The organism is Mangrovibacillus cuniculi, from assembly GCF_015482585.1.
GTDB lineage: Bacteria > Bacillota > Bacilli > Bacillales > R1DC41 > Mangrovibacillus > Mangrovibacillus cuniculi.
The window spans coordinates 1,122,623-1,138,177 of the sequence record NZ_CP049742.1; the positions used below are offsets into that span (position 1 = coordinate 1,122,623).

Genomic DNA, 15,555 nt, shown 5'->3' on the forward strand with positions numbered 1-15,555 from the left:
AAGTGTTGCTTTGAAAAAGGAGGATTTATATGTTTTTTAGCTCTATAACATTTGCAGAAAGAATAAATAACTTTGTGAATGTTGCCAATGATCAATTATGGGGTTGGGTCCTAATTTATGTATTAATAGGTGCGGGCCTTTACTTTACCATTAGCACTAAATTTGTACAATTTAGGTACATAAAAGAGATGTTTGGTCTTTTAACTGAAAAAGAAACATTATCAACAGAAGGAAAGAAAACAATTTCTTCTTTCCAAGCATTCACTATTTCCGCCGCATCTCGCGTTGGAACAGGTAATCTTGCAGGAGTAGCAACTGCTATCGCGGGTGGTGGCCCTGGAGCTGTTTTTTGGATGTGGATCATTGCTTTAATCGGTAGTGCTTCGGCATTTATTGAAAGTACACTAGCTCAAATCTACAAAGTAAAAGATGACAGTGGAGCATTCCGAGGTGGACCTGCCTACTACATGGAAAAAGGGTTAAATAAGAGATGGTTAGGAATTATTTTTGCCGTTATCATCATGATCTGCTTTGGTTTAATTTTTAACTCCATCCAATCAAATACGATTGCACTTGCCATGGAAGAAGCAGCTGGAGTACAACCTGAATTAGTTGGTATCGTTCTAGCTGTTATTACAGGTATTGTTATCTTTGGTGGAATTCACCGCATTGCTATTCTTTCTCAAGCGATTGTTCCGGTAATGGCCATCATTTACATTCTTGTAGCAATCTTTGTCCTTTTGACAAACATCACACAAATCCCAGCAATGATCTCACTAATTGTAGAGTCCGCTTTTGGATTAAGAGAAGTTGTTAGTGGAGGAATGGGTGCTGCAATTATGTTTGGGATTAAGCGTGGTCTTTTCTCTAATGAAGCTGGTATGGGTTCTGCACCAAACGCAGCAGCAACCGCGACTGTATCTCACCCTGCTAAACAAGGTTTCATTCAGTCATTAGGTGTATTCTTTGATACAATTCTAATTTGTTCTGCCACTGCGTTTATCATTATTCTGTCAGGTGTTTATACGAATCCAGAGTTAGACGGAATTCAACTAACTCAAAATGCATTAGGTGAGTTTGTCGGAGCTGTTGGTGCACCGTTCTTAGCAGTATTAATTTTCTTATTCGCTTTTAGTTCTATCGTTGGTAACTACTATTATGGAGAAACAAATTTAGAGTTTATCCGTAATAACAAAGTAGCACTAACACTCTATCGTTTAGCAGTAATTGGAATGGTATATTACGGTACAACTCAACCATTACAATCAGTATGGAACATGGGAGATCTATTTATGGCAATCATGGCACTAATTAATATCCTAGCTATTGTGTTATTAGGACGAATTGCTATCGCTGCTCTAAAGGATTACACAAATCAACGAAAACAAGGCAAAAACCCTGTGTTTTACGCTGATTCTATTCCTAACTTACCGAATGTAGAGGCGTGGGAAAAGAAGCCAACGTCACAAAAGTAAGTATACTCATTTAAGGCACCCAAACTTGATTTGGGTGTTTTTTTTGGTTATTTCGCACATAATTTTCCTTTCTTTAGAGAAAAATAAGGAAAATTAGAGGAGGATTCAACCATGACAGGAAAAAAAGAACTAATGCTAGCGTTCGGCGCATTCTTTTTTATGAGCTTACATGCTTTAGCTGGATCTGTGGTATCAGAGCAAGAAGTAGTAGAATCCGAAACAGGTGAAAAAACATTAAAACCACTGTTAATTCAACAAAAATCCATTGATGTAACTGGTGATAAAAAGAAAGATCAAATAGATTTATATGGAACTCCTTTTGAAGAAAAATCACCATTTTTTACAAGCGTAGAAGCAACCATAACAATGCCTGAATCATCAACGAAAAAAATACAATATGAGGATGGATACGAGCCAAAAATTGTATTTGAAGACTTAAATCATGATGGGGTAAAAGATTTATTTTATTTTAGCGCAACAGGCGGTAGTGGCGGGTTTTACAATTATCAATTGGATACGCTTAAGGGTGGAGAGGTAAGGAATATCCCTCTTCCAGATTCACCAATTATTGAAGGGCGATTTCTAGATCACTACCAGGCATCTATTAAAATACCTGGATTGGAAACCATAACTGTGGACTTATCTTCGAGGAAAGAAGATTACAATCGCTTAGGGTTATATCAAGACGGTAAATTAAACGAACCGACAGAATTAATGGTAAACCCCACATCTTTTTATCAGATTGTAAAGATCAAAGGCTATAGAGGAAAAGGGCTAAAGGGTTATCAATCCATCAACGGTGCATATCAAGCTGATAACATTGGTACGGTAGAAACGATGTATTATTACGATCAAGGAAAGTGGAACGTGATAACATCTAGTTGGGTCCCGGCTCCGTCCGTTAAATAAAGAGGTATGAATATAAATAAAGGCAAATTTGACTACCATCAAATTTGCCTTTATTTATATTCATATAGATCGCTTGATAAGTCTTTGTAAAGTGCACAGAACTAGGCGTTTGACATATAGTATACAAAGACAAAATCATAAGGAGTGATTATAGTATGTTTACTCCAGAAAAATTGACCACGACATTATTACCACCGACAACCGTCTTTGGACCCTTAGATAATCGTACGTACACGTTAACACATTCGGATGAAACAGGGGATTTGTTTTTATATATAGGGTGCAAAGTATACAACAATGTAATTGACCAAGATAAACGTGATGAAGTAGTGGGGAAGTGGGACCGGCAACTAGGTCTGTATCAACTAAATATATATGTATATATAACTAATGGAGAGTTTACTTTTGAGGAAAGTCGTATTCGTTACGAGATATTTCAGAAGGAACTTTCACTAGCACTTAGGGCAATGATGTACGGTGATTATTCATTTTTTGTACATTGCCCTTGGTTGTTGGATGCTCCAATTGTTACCCATTTTCAATCGTCTATACCAGTGTTCCAGCAAACCAATATGATGGGAAGGGTTAGAGATTATTTAGTTTGAGTACTTTTTTTAGAAGAATCAATAAAATACCAATGATACCCATACATGATGATGGATTTTAATAAAAAGAGAAACATCATTCCTGCTCTAGACAAACGAACAAATTTAGCAATTCCAAGTTTTCTCATTATATAATAAAATGGATAAGAAAATAGCGCATTCAAAACGAGATTAGCACCTAGATACAACCAAAATCTTCCGTAAAACCATTTTAAAACAACCAATGAGCCAATAAAGAATATTCCCCAAATTAAAGGTGATTCAGATCTATTAAATGGACGAATGACAGGTTTGATTTTCCACCAATTTCTTTTTTCCGCAATCTCGGATTCGATACGTATGAGATGAGCCATAAAGATAGCTGCTGGACCATACGTTTTAAATGTATTTTTCCCGATAAACGGAAGTAATAACCACGGTAAACATAGTAATGCATATAAAATGTATCGAGCATCGCGCTTAGAAACATGTTTTAATTTATAGGACATTTCGGACACCTCGATGTAATTTACTTTACTAGTGAATAGTGTGACCAACAAAGTAAAAATCATTACATTTTTCTTTTAACGTCTCAATATCATAAGATTACTTATGAATTGAGACGTTTTTTATTATTATTGTTCAACTTCCTATACTTTATATTATGTAAACCTTTTAATTTTTTTAGTAAAGTCACCAAGTTTACCTACCTCCTCATATCTTTGCTTGCTCTGGTTAAGCTACTTTATATATTAGTTAATCAAGGTGGTTTTCACATGTCGATTATTCTTCATATAAGCGCTGTATTAATTACTGGTTTCTTTGCACTTTTAATTTCTACTAAGATTCTAGGTAAGACACAGATTTCTCAATTGACTGCGTTCGACTTCATTTCTGCTATCGTCCTTGGCGAATTAGTTGGAAACGGTATATTCGATCCTGATGTAACGATTTGGAGCATTTTATATGCGATTGTCGTTTGGACTGTTTTGGTTTACGGTGTGCTTTACATCACCCAAAAATTTAGACATACCCGTTCATTTCTGGAAGGAAATCCATCCATCTTAATTAGAAATGGAATAATTGACAAAGAACAATTAGTCAAAAACAAATTAGATATTAACGAGCTACTACAGATGCTGCGTACAGAAAAGGATATCTTTTCTATTCGAGAAGTTGAATTTGCTATCTTAGAGCCTAATGGTAAAATCAGTGCACTAAAAAAATATCCCTATGACACTCCTACTACAAGTGAATTCCAAATGACAGCAAAGGCAGTGTATTTACCTATTTCTCTTATTAGTGATGGAGTAGTTGATTTGGATAACTTAGAACAATCAGGTTTCACTGAATCATGGTTAATGAACCAGATTCAACAGTACGGCCTTACTAATTTTGAAGATGTGTTATATGGGGAATGGCGAGAAGATGATGGATTCTTTTGTTTGCCTACACAAAATAAAACCAAGTGACATTGTTCACTTGGTTTGAATAATCGGTAGATTATGTTTCTAGATCTACGTGTAATGTAAATAACAAATCATATAAGGCACTGAGAATTTCTGAGAACGACATTTCTTCTTGGTAATTCGGTAGTGTCTCTAAAGAAATATTTATATCAAATAAACCATCTTGACCGTTAAAAAGAACGCTAAGTCTCCCCTTTTCTAGAGATAACTGATCTGTTAAAAACGACTTAATTTCGTCCATTTTTTTCTTTTGCAGCCTTAAACCGAACATTAGTTCTATATTGTTAAAAACATCATCTACTTCTATTGATAAGCTTTCCATAGCAATAACATCAAACCACTTCGATTCTATATACACATACTCTGACTTTTTACGGTATAAAAAGCTAAAATCTTGTTGTAAAAACGTTTCATCCATCATTTTTACTGTTTCTTCTGTTTCTTTCTCCACTCTTTCAACATACGGAGATAGAATCTTTTCTGGCTTTTCTAGTACTTCTAGATTTGTTGCATTCATTTCAGAGTATTGGTTTACATAATTATATTCTTGTTCACTAACTTGTAATGGAACGTTTTGTTGTGAATGCTGAGATAAAAATTCTTGGTAACGTTTCTTTAACATATGGATCCTCACTTTAATTCATTTTCCTTAATGGTAGCCTTTCCTATTGTTTATTGCAAGGTTCCTTACCTATGTTTAAAGCGACATTGGCTGGGTACAGTATTAACGGAGGTGTTTTTGATGAAAGTAGTTGTAGCAGGAGCTAATGGAACAACAGGTAAAATGATCGTAGAAAAATTAGTGAAAAACGGACATGAAGTCTATGCTATTGTTAGAAAACCAGAGCAAGTAGAAACAATGGAACAATTAAAAGCTCGTCCTATTTTAGCAGACTTAACCGAGGATCTCTCCTCTTCTCTTCAGAAAAAAGATGCTGTCATATTTGCAGCTGGTGCCGGTGGTGGAGCAAAACCTGAACAGACAACAGCAGTTGACCGTGATGCAGCAATACACCTAATGAAAGCTGCTTTAGAAAAAGGTGTAAATAGATTCGTTATGTTAAGTTCTGTAGGTACAGAACAACCTGACAAAGGGCCAGAAGGTTTACAACACTATCTTCAAATGAAACAAGAGGCGGATGCCTTTTTATTAAATACCGAACTTGATTATACGATAGTTCGTCCAGTTACATTAACAAATGACGAAGGAACTGGACTTATTACTGTAGGTAAAACGGTAGATTATACTTCTACGGTTACACGTGAAGATGTAGCTTCTACTATTGTAGAAAGTTTAGAAACAAGCAATACTAGTCGAAAACTATTTGAAATGACAAATGGCGACCAAAGTATAAAAGAAGCCGTTTCCAATCTATAAAGTGCTAAAAATCCGCTGTGAGAACACTTGTTCTTGTGGCGGATTTTTTCTATATAAGGGTACTTCACCTACTACGGTCTTAAATTTTCCTACCTATTTCATCATCAATATCTGATATACTACTATTTATGAAACAGTGAAGGAGCATTTAAATGAGTGACCGACAAATTCAAGACAAAATTATTGAACAATATAAAAAAGATGAACACATGATGGTCTTAGTTTTTGCGCAATGGTGCGTGAATAATGACTTAGATCCTCATACGGTCTACTTAGAAGCATATCCAGATCAAGCGAAAAACCCAATTTTACAGCAAATGACCGACTTAACAGTTCCTAAAGAAGAAGCTGGTGAGATATCTTTCACAACGTTAATGGGGGTACTTTCTCTTTTTGGAAATGAAGAATTGGCGCATATAGTTTCTATTAAACAAGAAAATCTGAAAAAGTAACCCGTTTATTGATCTACCCGTAACATTGTCATCGCTTTGTTACGTTATGTTATATTCACTCCTAATAATGAAAGTCCAGGAATTTATTAGGTTTTATGAGGGAATTGGTATAATTTACTTTTCCTCTCTTCAGTGCTGTCATGACAGTTACTCTAGCAGTTAGGTAAATAATGGGGCGTGTTTTTGCGTGTCAGAAAGTATTACATCTGCTAGAGTTTTACCTAGACGAAACAGCTTTGGAGGAGGAAATGTAATTTATGAAAAAGTGGTTTATTTCATCCGCTCTAACTCTAGGGTTACTTGCATCACTACCGCTAGCAGCGAGCGCAAATTCTTATACAATTGTTAAAGGTGATACTTTATGGTCCATTGGAGAAAGATACAGTGTATCTGTATTAGATCTTCAAAAGACGAACGACATCGAAGGATCATTAATCTATCCTGGACAAGTACTAACACTCCCTACTGCTGTATCTGCAGAGGAGCGTGACTTACTTTCACGCTTAGTTCATGCAGAAGCGAAGGGTGAACCGTATGAAGGGAAAGTAGCAGTAGCAACAGTTGTATTAAATCGTGTAAACAGCAGCCAGTTCCCTAATACGATTAAAGAAGTTATTAATCAAAGTAACGCTTTCACACCTGTTCAAAACGGTTCCATTAATAAACCAGCTGATCAAGAAGCGAAGAAAGCTGTAGATGAAGCAATTACATTTGGTGGACAAGGAAACGGGTCTCTTTTCTTTTACAACCCTGATACTGCAACAAGTGATTGGATCTTCTCTCGCGAAGTAATCACGAAAATTGGTAACCATAATTTTGCTAAGTAATTTAATGGATTTATAGAAAAGATGGAACTTTTTTGGTTCCATCTTTTTTTGTTACGTGACCAGTAACAACTCATCGTTAGCCACGTGATGTGGCTTGTTCTTAGTTGAGTCTCCTTGATTTGGTATTTTGGGTACAAAAGCGCTTTAGCCGCAGGTATCACTTCTACACTTCGGGTACAAGTCGCCAAAGCCGCTCATTTGTCCTCGGCAGACTAGGTACAAAAGCGCTTTAGCCGCAGGTATCGCCTCTATACTTCGGGTACAAATCGCCAAAGCCGCTGATTCGTCCTCGGCACACAAGGTACAAAAGCGCTTTAGCCGCAGGTATCGCCTTTACACTTCGGGTACAAATCGTCAAAGCCGCTGATTTCTCCTCGGCAGACCAGGTACAAAAGCGCTTTAGCCGCACAATAACTTCTCCCCAAGGCATGAAAAAAACACATGAGATGCATCTCTCATGTGTTTATCGTAATCTTACCCCTGCAGACTCTTGGTCAGTATCGACGATTGCATATGGTATACCAAAAAAGTGTATGCCGTCACTGTTGCAGCTACTGGCTTGCCTTCATGCAATGTGATCTCATCTACTTTATACGACAAAATGAAAAATTGATCCTTAGCAGAAGAAAGTTGTTCTTCCGCTAATGTAAAAGACTCTTTTCGAAATTTTTCTATATCTTGGTTATCTAATGGTTCGTCCTGGTTACTAAGCGTACTAGGTACCACAAATGCAAGACCTGTAATGGTGACTAAACCAAGAGCAAAAAGAAGTAATTTTCTTTTCATACCCAAACCCCTTCTTTCTACAAAAGGGTATTATTTGGGATTAGTTTATCATACACTACTTGTCATTGCGAAGGATATCCCTTCTGCTGCTACACTACATTTTACGGACGACCATCATCAAAACCTACTCTATTTTTAAAAGCTTCTTGTGTCACTAAGTATTCTTCATCTTCATTTGCTTCTGTATTATGTTTTTCTACTTGACTGTTTGCAGGAAAATCGCCTGGATGGTTTTTCTTTTTTGCATCAAAACCTTTACCTCTACCCATTGTATTCACCTCCTTCCTTTTATCATTACCTATAGAGCGAAATTTACGCTATTCAATTGACGTATCCCGCTTCCATTTCTATACTGAAACAAGCCCCTTAAGAAAAGAGGAGAACAGATGGAATTCGATGTTAAATATGCCTCATTTTTTGTATTAACAATTCAGCAAGATACTGGAGATAAACGCTTAAATCACTTTCAAACGCTTCACCATACAGACTATCAGCATTCTTCCTTAAAAGAATTTTTAGATGGTGAATTAGCGAAAATAGTAAAGAGAAAAGCAGAAAGACATCCAAAATCAGATACTGTTCCTACAAAGATAGGAACATTCATTATAGAACCAGATCAAGCGTTAGAAAGTAATCCAAACTTTAATGCTTTCCAACGTATTCGACATGCAGGGTCTGTTGATCAATTTATGGAAGCAAGTAACGTATTTGCCCAGCATTATGCAGATACGACTGCTGTAAGAGGCGGAGCGTTTATCGTTATAACCGCTTCCCTCCCGCCTCTGATTGATACACCAATGGCCTTTATCCTAAAGTGTGATTTTGAACCTAAAGTAGCTAGGATTTCTGATGAAAAAAGTCTTCTTCAAACCGTAGAGATGGCCATTACGACTAAAAACATGAAATCCATTCAATACCCACATATGCCGGAAGAAGGAATTGTGGAAGATACGGAATTAAAGGTTCATCAAGCTTCTCATGCAAGGTACTTTGAAGACTTTTTAAAATTTGTTGAGTATGGTGACCCAATTCCTGTATTAATGAAACAACAAGTTGTAGAAATGGTTCAAGAACAAGTAAAACCGATGATTGAAGAAGGTTCCATTGATCTTGCCCAGTTTGAGCAGGAGTTAGATGTTTGGGATGCAAGTGAAACGAGAGAATTGCAAGAAAGAATTGAGCCACAGCAAATTGTAGAAGCTGCGTCTAGAATGGTAGAGCAATCGCCAGAATTAGAGTTGAAAATGCGTCTTGGAGATACGCACATTAAAGGAAAATTAGCTGATTTTGGAGAACATATTCATATCGCCAAAGTAAATAATCGCTATATGGTGATGATAGAGGCAGACACAATACAATTTGATAAAGGCGTAACACCGATAGAGTTTATGAAACCAGATGATGTTCATAACCTGCTGGAATGGTTAATCAATCGAAACTAACAATATACGCAAAAAGCCATGTTCCTATTTTAAACGGAACGTGGCTTTTCCCCATTTACATATCTTCTAATTCCATCTCCAAGTAACGTTTTGTGTTTGGTCCGTATATACCATCTCTCGCTAAAGCAGAAAACCTGCTTTGGAATGCTCGAACTGCAGAGGTGGTCTGTGGACCATAGATTCCATCAATAGCTCCCGATCTTTCTCCGATTTGGCTTAGTGCTCGTTGAATTTGCCGAACGTTATCCCCTCTTGTTCCAGGTCTTACAACACCCGTAGGTAAAGGGAATTCTTGCATTCTAGAAGGTGTATTGGTCACTTCTTTCAGTTTGGCTAACGTTTCAGGGCCGACAATGCCGTCTACCTGTAATCCATACGTTCTTTGAAAACGTAATACCGCCCTCTCCGTTTCTCCACCAAAATCGCCATCTGCCCCAAATGCAGGTAAAGAGAATCCTGCGCGAATTAAATCACGTTGAATGTCTCTAACGAAATCACCGGAGGCACCTCGTTGGATTATTGGTCTTGTAGTCATAACGCCTCGTACTACTGGTCTTTCTGGTGAAACTCTAGTTAGGGTCTCCTCTCCCTCCCTAGCACCTTCACCAAATTCACTTGCTAACATAGCCTCCACATCATCAATAAATTGTTGAAATGAGATACCATATCGATTTAGTGCATTTTCAGGATCGGTTCTTCTTGCTGGATCTAACGTACTATGGCCAACAATCTTTTCACGAGGGTTAAACCCATACCTGTCCATTAAATATGCATGATACCAAACATACCTATTATACGCTTCTTCAAAGTTAATAGCTCCTCCCCAACATAATTCTACACCTATCGCTGCATCATTAGCGTTTGCGCCGTAGCGAGAATTATCAACTGGTACATTATATCGAACGTGAAATGCTTTTTCTGTCAACGGAATAATTTCTAAAATAACTCTGTCATCGATAAAAGTGTGGGCGGATGCAGAGGGTTGTGTGTTGTTAAAGTAGTTGCGGTTGCCATACGCTGTACTTCCTGCATTACCAGTGTCATGAGCAACAATAAACTGAACTGGATCAATTGCGGTGCCAGGTCTAGCATTCCCTTGGGAAATATAATCCTGTGTAATAGAGTATCTCATTTTATTCCTCCTAGTCATCTGTTTACCTATCTACCATATGAGAGACAAAGATGATTGGTGAAGTGAAATGTGCTGTTCTACCAATTATATACTCATCTATGTATAAAAAGGGTACACACAAAAAAAGACTACCTTTTATCCAGTGTTATCTGAATAAAAAGCAGCCTTTTTTGCGCACTTTATGTAATTAAGCTTCGAATACTTCTACTTTCTTCATTACATCGCCATTCTTCATATCAAGAACCGCTTCCATCCCAGAAGTTACTTGTCCGAAAACAGTATGTACTCCATTTAAGTGTGGTTGAGATTCGTGAACGATGAAGAATTGACTTCCACCAGTATCTTTACCAGCATGAGCCATAGAAAGAGACCCTGGTACGTGTTTATGTGGGTTACCAGCAGTTTCACATTTGATTGTATAACCTGGGCCACCTGTACCAGTACCGTTAGGACATCCGCCTTGAGAAACAAATCCAGGAATGACACGGTGGAAGTTTAATCCGTCATAATACCCTTCTTTTGCCAGCTTTTCAAAGTTTTCTACAGTTCCTGGTGCTTCATTTGGAAACAGATCAAATTCGATTACTGCTCCATTTTCCATTTCGATTTTACCTTTTTTCGTCATGGGAATCACTCCTTTTCCATTAATCATTGCTTATAATACCACTTTACATATGGAAAAGGAAGTAATCCCCCTCTTCTTTGCTTTTTGCTTTCGGAAATGATATTGTGTAGGCGTAGCCCTAGACCGGATCTTAACAACGCTTGTTGCGGGACACTTAACCACTGACCGGACCGGCTAGGGCTATTTTCTTTTAATAATAAGATGATACTCAGTTAAGACCAGACGACATCACGTCGTCAACACTGAGTTGTTACTGTTCACGTAACAAAAGTTTCAGGCGCGCGTCCAGCCGCGGCAGGAAAGTTCAGAATCCTGAGGAGGCAGCTCTTCAGCCACCGGAGGGATTTTGTACTTTCCCGAGCGGTTGCGCACCTGAAGCTAGACACAAATCATATAAGATGATACTCAGTTAAGACCAGACGACATCACGTCGTCAACACCTTGTTGTTACTGTTCACGTAACAAACACACCAACCCACACGACATATACAGTCTCCTCAAGCCTTTCCTGTCTCAACTTGCTTTCATGGAGACGAATGAAAGGAGAAATACTAGTGGAATTACAACCTTTTCATCTTTTATGTAAAGACTTCCCCCCATTTACTCAACTTACGGAGGAGCAACTTAGAGAATTAAGCAATCATGCTACTCCACGTCAATTTTCCAAAAATCAATGGATCTTTCATGAAGACGCTCCAAATGAAGATGTGAAAATCTATTTTTTGGTGAACGGTTTAGCGCGAAACCTTCTTCATAAAAAGAATGGTTCTACTGTTTCTTTGCGATTCTATTATCCTGGTGACTTGCTTGGATTGGTCATTGCTTTTGCTCCAAATAATCGTACTTATTCTGTTCAAGCAATGGAACATTGTGTGGTATATGAGTTGAATAAAGCAACCATTATGAATTTAATGAAAATCAATGATGATTTCTCTACGGGGATCTGGAACCGTATTGGTGAAAGTATGAAGTCCGTCTATGATGAAATGAAAGATGCGAATAGCGGAGATGACGATCAACTTACCCTTCTCCGTACTAGAGTGGATTCATTGATGTGGCCAGTACATACCATTAAAGACTCCGAACCACTATCTGTTGCTGCGAAGGAAATGATTGACCAATCAAGATCTGGTCTTATCGTTCTAAATGGGCAAAATCAAACTGTAGGAATGATTACACAAAAAGATTTACTTCGTTCTATGATAGTTTCTACAAGCTCTCCAACTATTGTAAAAGAATGGATGAAACCTGTCCCTTTTTCTTTACAATGGGATGCATTTGCTTATGAAGCATTATCTATTATGAAAAATGAGGATCTACATGTGCTTCCTGTTTATGATGGTGAACGAGTTGTAGGAATGTTAACTCCAAGCTCATTCCTCTATTTAAATGAAAGTCCATATTTAAATATCACTCACCAAGTGGTTGATGCTGATACATCTGAAGAATTACATTCACTTGGTTCTAAGGAACAGGTGCCTGTTCAAACATTTATCCAAGATTTATTAGATGCAGATGCCTATGCGTTTGACGTGACAGAAGTGTTAACAAAATATCATGATCAGTTGTATAGACGTACAATTCAGTTGGCAGAAAAACAATTAGAAGCGGATGGTTTAGGGAAACCCCCAATTCCTTACGCTTTCATTGTCATGGGATCACAAGCACGAAGAGAGCAAACTTTCTATACGGATCAAGATAATGGCATTATCTTGTCAGATTATGAACACTTAGCAAATAAAAAGTCCATTGAGAACTATTTCCTGGAGCTTTCCAAAGTGGTGAATGAAAGACTAGTCAAATGCGGATTTCCTCTTTGTAAAGGAGGAATAATGGCTAATCACTCCCAATGGAGAAAGTCACTATCTGCTTATAAAGACGATATAAACCGATGGATGAAAGAGATTGATGCGGAAGAGATACAAGCGTTTACGATGCTCTTTGACTTTAGACCTGTATATGGAGATCATACTTTGGCGAAAGAATTGCGAAAATATGTATCCGAGCGAGCTGCTAAGTCGTTAGTTATGCAACAACACTTGATGAAAGATGCCCTGCGCTATCGCTTACCATCCAATCCTTTTGGATTAATTAAGCAAAAAGATAAAGTGATTCACGTAAAGACAGCCGGTTTGATGCAACTTGTCTATGCAGTACGAATCCAAGCAATTAAGTATGGAATTATGGAAGTAAGTACGATTAAACGGTTAGAAGCTTTAAAAAGAGAGAAACGGATGCATCCCCGTGATGCAGAAAATGCCAAGACGGCCTTACATTATTTCTTATCCTATCGTTTACAAAATGAGTTGAAACATTTGAATGAAGGCACACCATTAAAAAACGAAATTCCGGTTGTGACCATTTCAAAAGAAGATCGAGCAAAATGGAAAGAAGCCATTCAAGTTGCACACCGAATGCATCAAGTCATCAAGATTAGTTTTAATCGAAATCGGGTGGGTACATGAATAATAGCGAATTAAGATTATTACGTTATCTTTTTATTGATCAATTTGTCGTAAAACGTGGCGTGAAAAAAGAACAACAAACTACTGAATATGCACAAGTAACAGAAAGAATCTTACACTTTTCCAGTCCGAGTCCCGCTACCCCTTTTGAGGAGAACATTACCTACACCGTCTTTGATTTAGAAACTACAGGTTTTTATCCTCATATGGGAGACGAGGTATTATCTATCGGCGCAGTAAAAGTGAAAGATGGCCAAGTATTAAAATCCCAACAGTTCTATGAAGTAGTAAAACCTTTCGGTAAGGTGTCTTCTTTTATCAAGAAGCTTACTGGCCTTACGGAAGATGAATTAGGTAACGGCATTTCATTTTCTGAAGCATTAAATAGATTTTTAGAATTTGCCGAGGGACAGTATTAGTAGCACATCCTGCTGCATTTGATGTACCGTTCATTCAAACGCAGGCAAAGGTATGGAAGCTACCCCCTCTTCCACTTACGTATGTAGATTCTAGGGGATTGGCGTTTGCATTGAAAAAGGAAAGAAAAATAGCGTTAGATGACTTATTAGAAGAGTACCAGTTATTTTCTCACTCAAGACATCATGCGCTAAACGATGCCTTAATGACGGGATATTTATTTTTAGAGTTGCAAAAACATCCTTCTCTTTCGCAGATACTAGAGGAGGAAGATTTACATTGGTATATTAGAAAAGAGAGCTAGCGAAAATGTTGGCTCTCTTTTTTAGTACTTTTTAAGTTTTTATGTATCGCTATTTAGTTCCGTACTTCCGATAAAATCATTTTTTTCATAATAGCTGCATTTTCTCCGATTAAAATTCCCATTTCTCCAGTTGAGTGATTCAACATTTCGACAGACTCCTCTCCCTTTAACCAGAGTTTATATACTTCTTCCTCCGCAATATCACCTTTTTTAAACGTTAACGCTAACACATAGTCCTCTTTTGAATTCATATTTATACTCTTTGTCTTCCAATCTGCTTGTTTAAAGTAATATTCATATTGTACTAGTTTATTTTCATCATAAATAGTAATGAAGGTAGACTCTTCATCGCCAACTCCAACTCGAACTAATGTTGTTTCATGAGTACAACCCATAGTTATTATGGAACATAATAATAGTACAACCCAATATGTATTCGTTTTTATCAGACGATTCATGGCATCCTCCTTCTAGTAAATTAGACTTATATAGTAAGAAAAGGTCACAAATTTTTATCGTTATTTTATAATGTATGCTGACATATTTCTTTTAAGAAAGAATATTCCTAAAGGCGAATATTTTTTAAACAGTATTTCCTTTGTTATACTGAGTGTAGAAAGGGTGTTAAAGATGAGAAAAGAGACTATCCTATCCCTTATGGAACAACATAATCCTATTATACTTGGATCTGAATCATTCTCTAAGTTTTCAGTTCTACTACCATTAATAGAAATAGAAAATGAACTACATTTAGTGTATGAAGTGAGAGCAGAAAGCTTACGTAGACAACCTGGAGAAATCTGTTTTCCTGGTGGGAAGATTGATAAGACAGATGAGTCACCACAATTCGCTGCTATTAGGGAAACCACGGAAGAGTTAAAAGTGAATAGCAACCAGATCGAATCCGTCTATCCATTAAATTATCTTGTATCACCTTATGGAATGATCGTGTATCCTTTTGTTGGTTTTTTAACTGTAAATGAGTTACCAGCTCCAAATGAAGATGAAGTAAGTGAAGTGTTTACCGTACCGCTTTCTCACTTTTTATCAACAGAGCCGGCAATTCATAAAGTGGAATTTGAGGCACACCCAGAAGAAAATTTCCCATATGAGTTAGTACCAGGTGGGAAGAATTATACATTTAGAAAGCGAGTTTATGAAGAGTATTTTTATCCTTATAAAAGTTATAGCATTTGGGGCTTGACCGCAAGAATTACAGCTGAGTTTGTGAAGCTATTGAAACAACAACAGAGCGAACGTGACGTGTGAGTACATGTCGTTGCGTTCGCT

General features: G+C 37.3%; 17 protein-coding genes and 2 pseudogenes. 11 read left to right on the forward strand and 8 right to left on the reverse strand.

Features of this window, described 5'->3' with window-relative positions; genetic code table 11:
* Nucleotides 1-29: 29 nt before the first annotated feature.
* The 3 genes from G8O30_RS05665 (at nucleotide 30) to G8O30_RS05675 (ending at nucleotide 2,989) form a co-directional block, all read left to right on the forward strand.
* Nucleotides 30-1,475, forward strand: coding sequence for an alanine/glycine:cation symporter family protein (locus tag G8O30_RS05665; protein ID WP_239674008.1), 1,446 nt, complete (start codon nucleotides 30-32; stop codon nucleotides 1,473-1,475).
* A 111-nt stretch (nucleotides 1,476-1,586) separates the two neighbouring features.
* On the forward strand, nucleotides 1,587-2,384 hold the full coding sequence (locus G8O30_RS05670; RefSeq protein ID WP_239674009.1) for a hypothetical protein: 798 nt from the start codon (nucleotides 1,587-1,589) through the stop codon (nucleotides 2,382-2,384).
* Between the two features lie 155 nt (nucleotides 2,385-2,539).
* Nucleotides 2,540-2,989, forward strand: a complete 450-nt coding sequence (locus G8O30_RS05675) for a staygreen family protein (RefSeq protein WP_239674010.1) — start codon at nucleotides 2,540-2,542, stop codon at nucleotides 2,987-2,989.
* Here G8O30_RS05675 and G8O30_RS05680 read toward each other — a convergent pair.
* Nucleotides 2,977-3,477: a hypothetical protein gene (locus tag G8O30_RS05680; RefSeq protein ID WP_239674011.1), complete on the reverse strand. Its 501-nt coding sequence runs from the start codon at nucleotides 3,475-3,477 to the stop codon at nucleotides 2,977-2,979. The two genes, G8O30_RS05675 and G8O30_RS05680, sit on opposite strands and share 13 nt — an antisense overlap.
* 267 nt (nucleotides 3,478-3,744) lie before the next feature.
* Here G8O30_RS05680 and G8O30_RS05685 point away from each other — a divergent pair, with 267 nt between their 5' ends.
* The gene (locus G8O30_RS05685) at nucleotides 3,745-4,440 is read left to right on the forward strand and encodes a DUF421 domain-containing protein (protein ID WP_239674012.1); all 696 of its coding nucleotides are present in this window, start codon (nucleotides 3,745-3,747) and stop codon (nucleotides 4,438-4,440) included.
* A 31-nt stretch (nucleotides 4,441-4,471) separates the two neighbouring features.
* On the opposite strand, the gene G8O30_RS05690 is transcribed toward G8O30_RS05685, so the two are convergent.
* On the reverse strand, nucleotides 4,472-5,059 hold the full coding sequence (locus G8O30_RS05690; RefSeq protein WP_239674013.1) for a hypothetical protein: 588 nt from the start codon (nucleotides 5,057-5,059) through the stop codon (nucleotides 4,472-4,474).
* 120 nt (nucleotides 5,060-5,179) lie between these two features.
* On the opposite strand from G8O30_RS05690, the gene G8O30_RS05695 reads away from it, so the two are divergent.
* From G8O30_RS05695 to G8O30_RS05705, 3 genes are all read left to right on the forward strand, one after another.
* Nucleotides 5,180-5,815 (forward strand): SDR family oxidoreductase, encoded by a 636-nt coding sequence (locus G8O30_RS05695; RefSeq protein ID WP_239674014.1) that lies wholly within the window; start codon nucleotides 5,180-5,182, stop codon nucleotides 5,813-5,815.
* A gap of 152 nt (nucleotides 5,816-5,967) precedes the next feature.
* Nucleotides 5,968-6,267, forward strand: a complete 300-nt coding sequence (locus G8O30_RS05700) for a hypothetical protein (RefSeq protein WP_239674015.1) — start codon at nucleotides 5,968-5,970, stop codon at nucleotides 6,265-6,267.
* Between the two features lie 257 nt (nucleotides 6,268-6,524).
* A complete protein-coding gene (locus tag G8O30_RS05705; protein ID WP_239674016.1) occupies nucleotides 6,525-7,094 on the forward strand; it encodes a cell wall hydrolase in 570 nt (189 codons plus the stop codon).
* Between the two features lie 474 nt (nucleotides 7,095-7,568).
* Here the strand turns inward: G8O30_RS05705 and G8O30_RS05710 are convergent, their stop codons facing one another.
* The gene (locus tag G8O30_RS05710) at nucleotides 7,569-7,880 is read right to left on the reverse strand and encodes a hypothetical protein (RefSeq protein WP_239674017.1); all 312 of its coding nucleotides are present in this window, start codon (nucleotides 7,878-7,880) and stop codon (nucleotides 7,569-7,571) included.
* A gap of 101 nt (nucleotides 7,881-7,981) precedes the next feature.
* A complete protein-coding gene (locus tag G8O30_RS05715) occupies nucleotides 7,982-8,149 on the reverse strand; it encodes a hypothetical protein (RefSeq protein WP_239674018.1) in 168 nt (55 codons plus the stop codon).
* Between the two features lie 117 nt (nucleotides 8,150-8,266).
* Here G8O30_RS05715 and G8O30_RS05720 point away from each other — a divergent pair, with 117 nt between their 5' ends.
* Complete coding sequence (locus G8O30_RS05720; RefSeq protein WP_239674019.1) at nucleotides 8,267-9,322, forward strand: DUF3900 domain-containing protein; 1,056 nt, start codon at nucleotides 8,267-8,269, stop codon at nucleotides 9,320-9,322.
* 55 nt (nucleotides 9,323-9,377) lie between these two features.
* Here G8O30_RS05720 and G8O30_RS05725 read toward each other — a convergent pair whose 3' ends face one another.
* The 3 genes and pseudogenes from G8O30_RS05725 to G8O30_RS05735 form a co-directional block, all read right to left on the reverse strand.
* On the reverse strand, nucleotides 9,378-9,947 hold the full coding sequence (locus G8O30_RS05725) for a peptidoglycan-binding domain-containing protein (RefSeq protein ID WP_338040677.1): 570 nt from the start codon (nucleotides 9,945-9,947) through the stop codon (nucleotides 9,378-9,380).
* Nucleotides 9,936-10,454, reverse strand: a pseudogene (locus G8O30_RS05730) (peptidoglycan recognition protein family protein); the annotation flags it as partial. The pseudogene G8O30_RS05730 and the gene G8O30_RS05725, both read right to left, overlap by 12 nt.
* A gap of 187 nt (nucleotides 10,455-10,641) precedes the next feature.
* On the reverse strand, nucleotides 10,642-11,079 hold the full coding sequence (locus G8O30_RS05735; protein ID WP_239674020.1) for a peptidylprolyl isomerase: 438 nt from the start codon (nucleotides 11,077-11,079) through the stop codon (nucleotides 10,642-10,644).
* 554 nt (nucleotides 11,080-11,633) lie between these two features.
* Here G8O30_RS05735 and G8O30_RS05740 point away from each other — a divergent pair.
* On the forward strand, nucleotides 11,634-13,544 hold the full coding sequence (locus G8O30_RS05740) for a DUF294 nucleotidyltransferase-like domain-containing protein (protein WP_239674021.1): 1,911 nt from the start codon (nucleotides 11,634-11,636) through the stop codon (nucleotides 13,542-13,544).
* A 206-nt stretch (nucleotides 13,545-13,750) separates the two neighbouring features.
* Nucleotides 13,751-14,265, forward strand: a pseudogene (locus G8O30_RS05745) (3'-5' exonuclease).
* Between the two features lie 53 nt (nucleotides 14,266-14,318).
* Here G8O30_RS05745 and G8O30_RS05750 read toward each other — a convergent pair.
* Nucleotides 14,319-14,723: a hypothetical protein gene (locus G8O30_RS05750; protein ID WP_239674022.1), complete on the reverse strand. Its 405-nt coding sequence runs from the start codon at nucleotides 14,721-14,723 to the stop codon at nucleotides 14,319-14,321.
* A 172-nt stretch (nucleotides 14,724-14,895) separates the two neighbouring features.
* Between G8O30_RS05750 and G8O30_RS05755 the strand changes: the two genes are divergently transcribed.
* Entirely contained in the window at nucleotides 14,896-15,534 is a 639-nt protein-coding gene (locus tag G8O30_RS05755; protein ID WP_239674023.1) for an NUDIX hydrolase, read from the forward strand.
* Nucleotides 15,535-15,555: the final 21 nt, after the last annotated feature.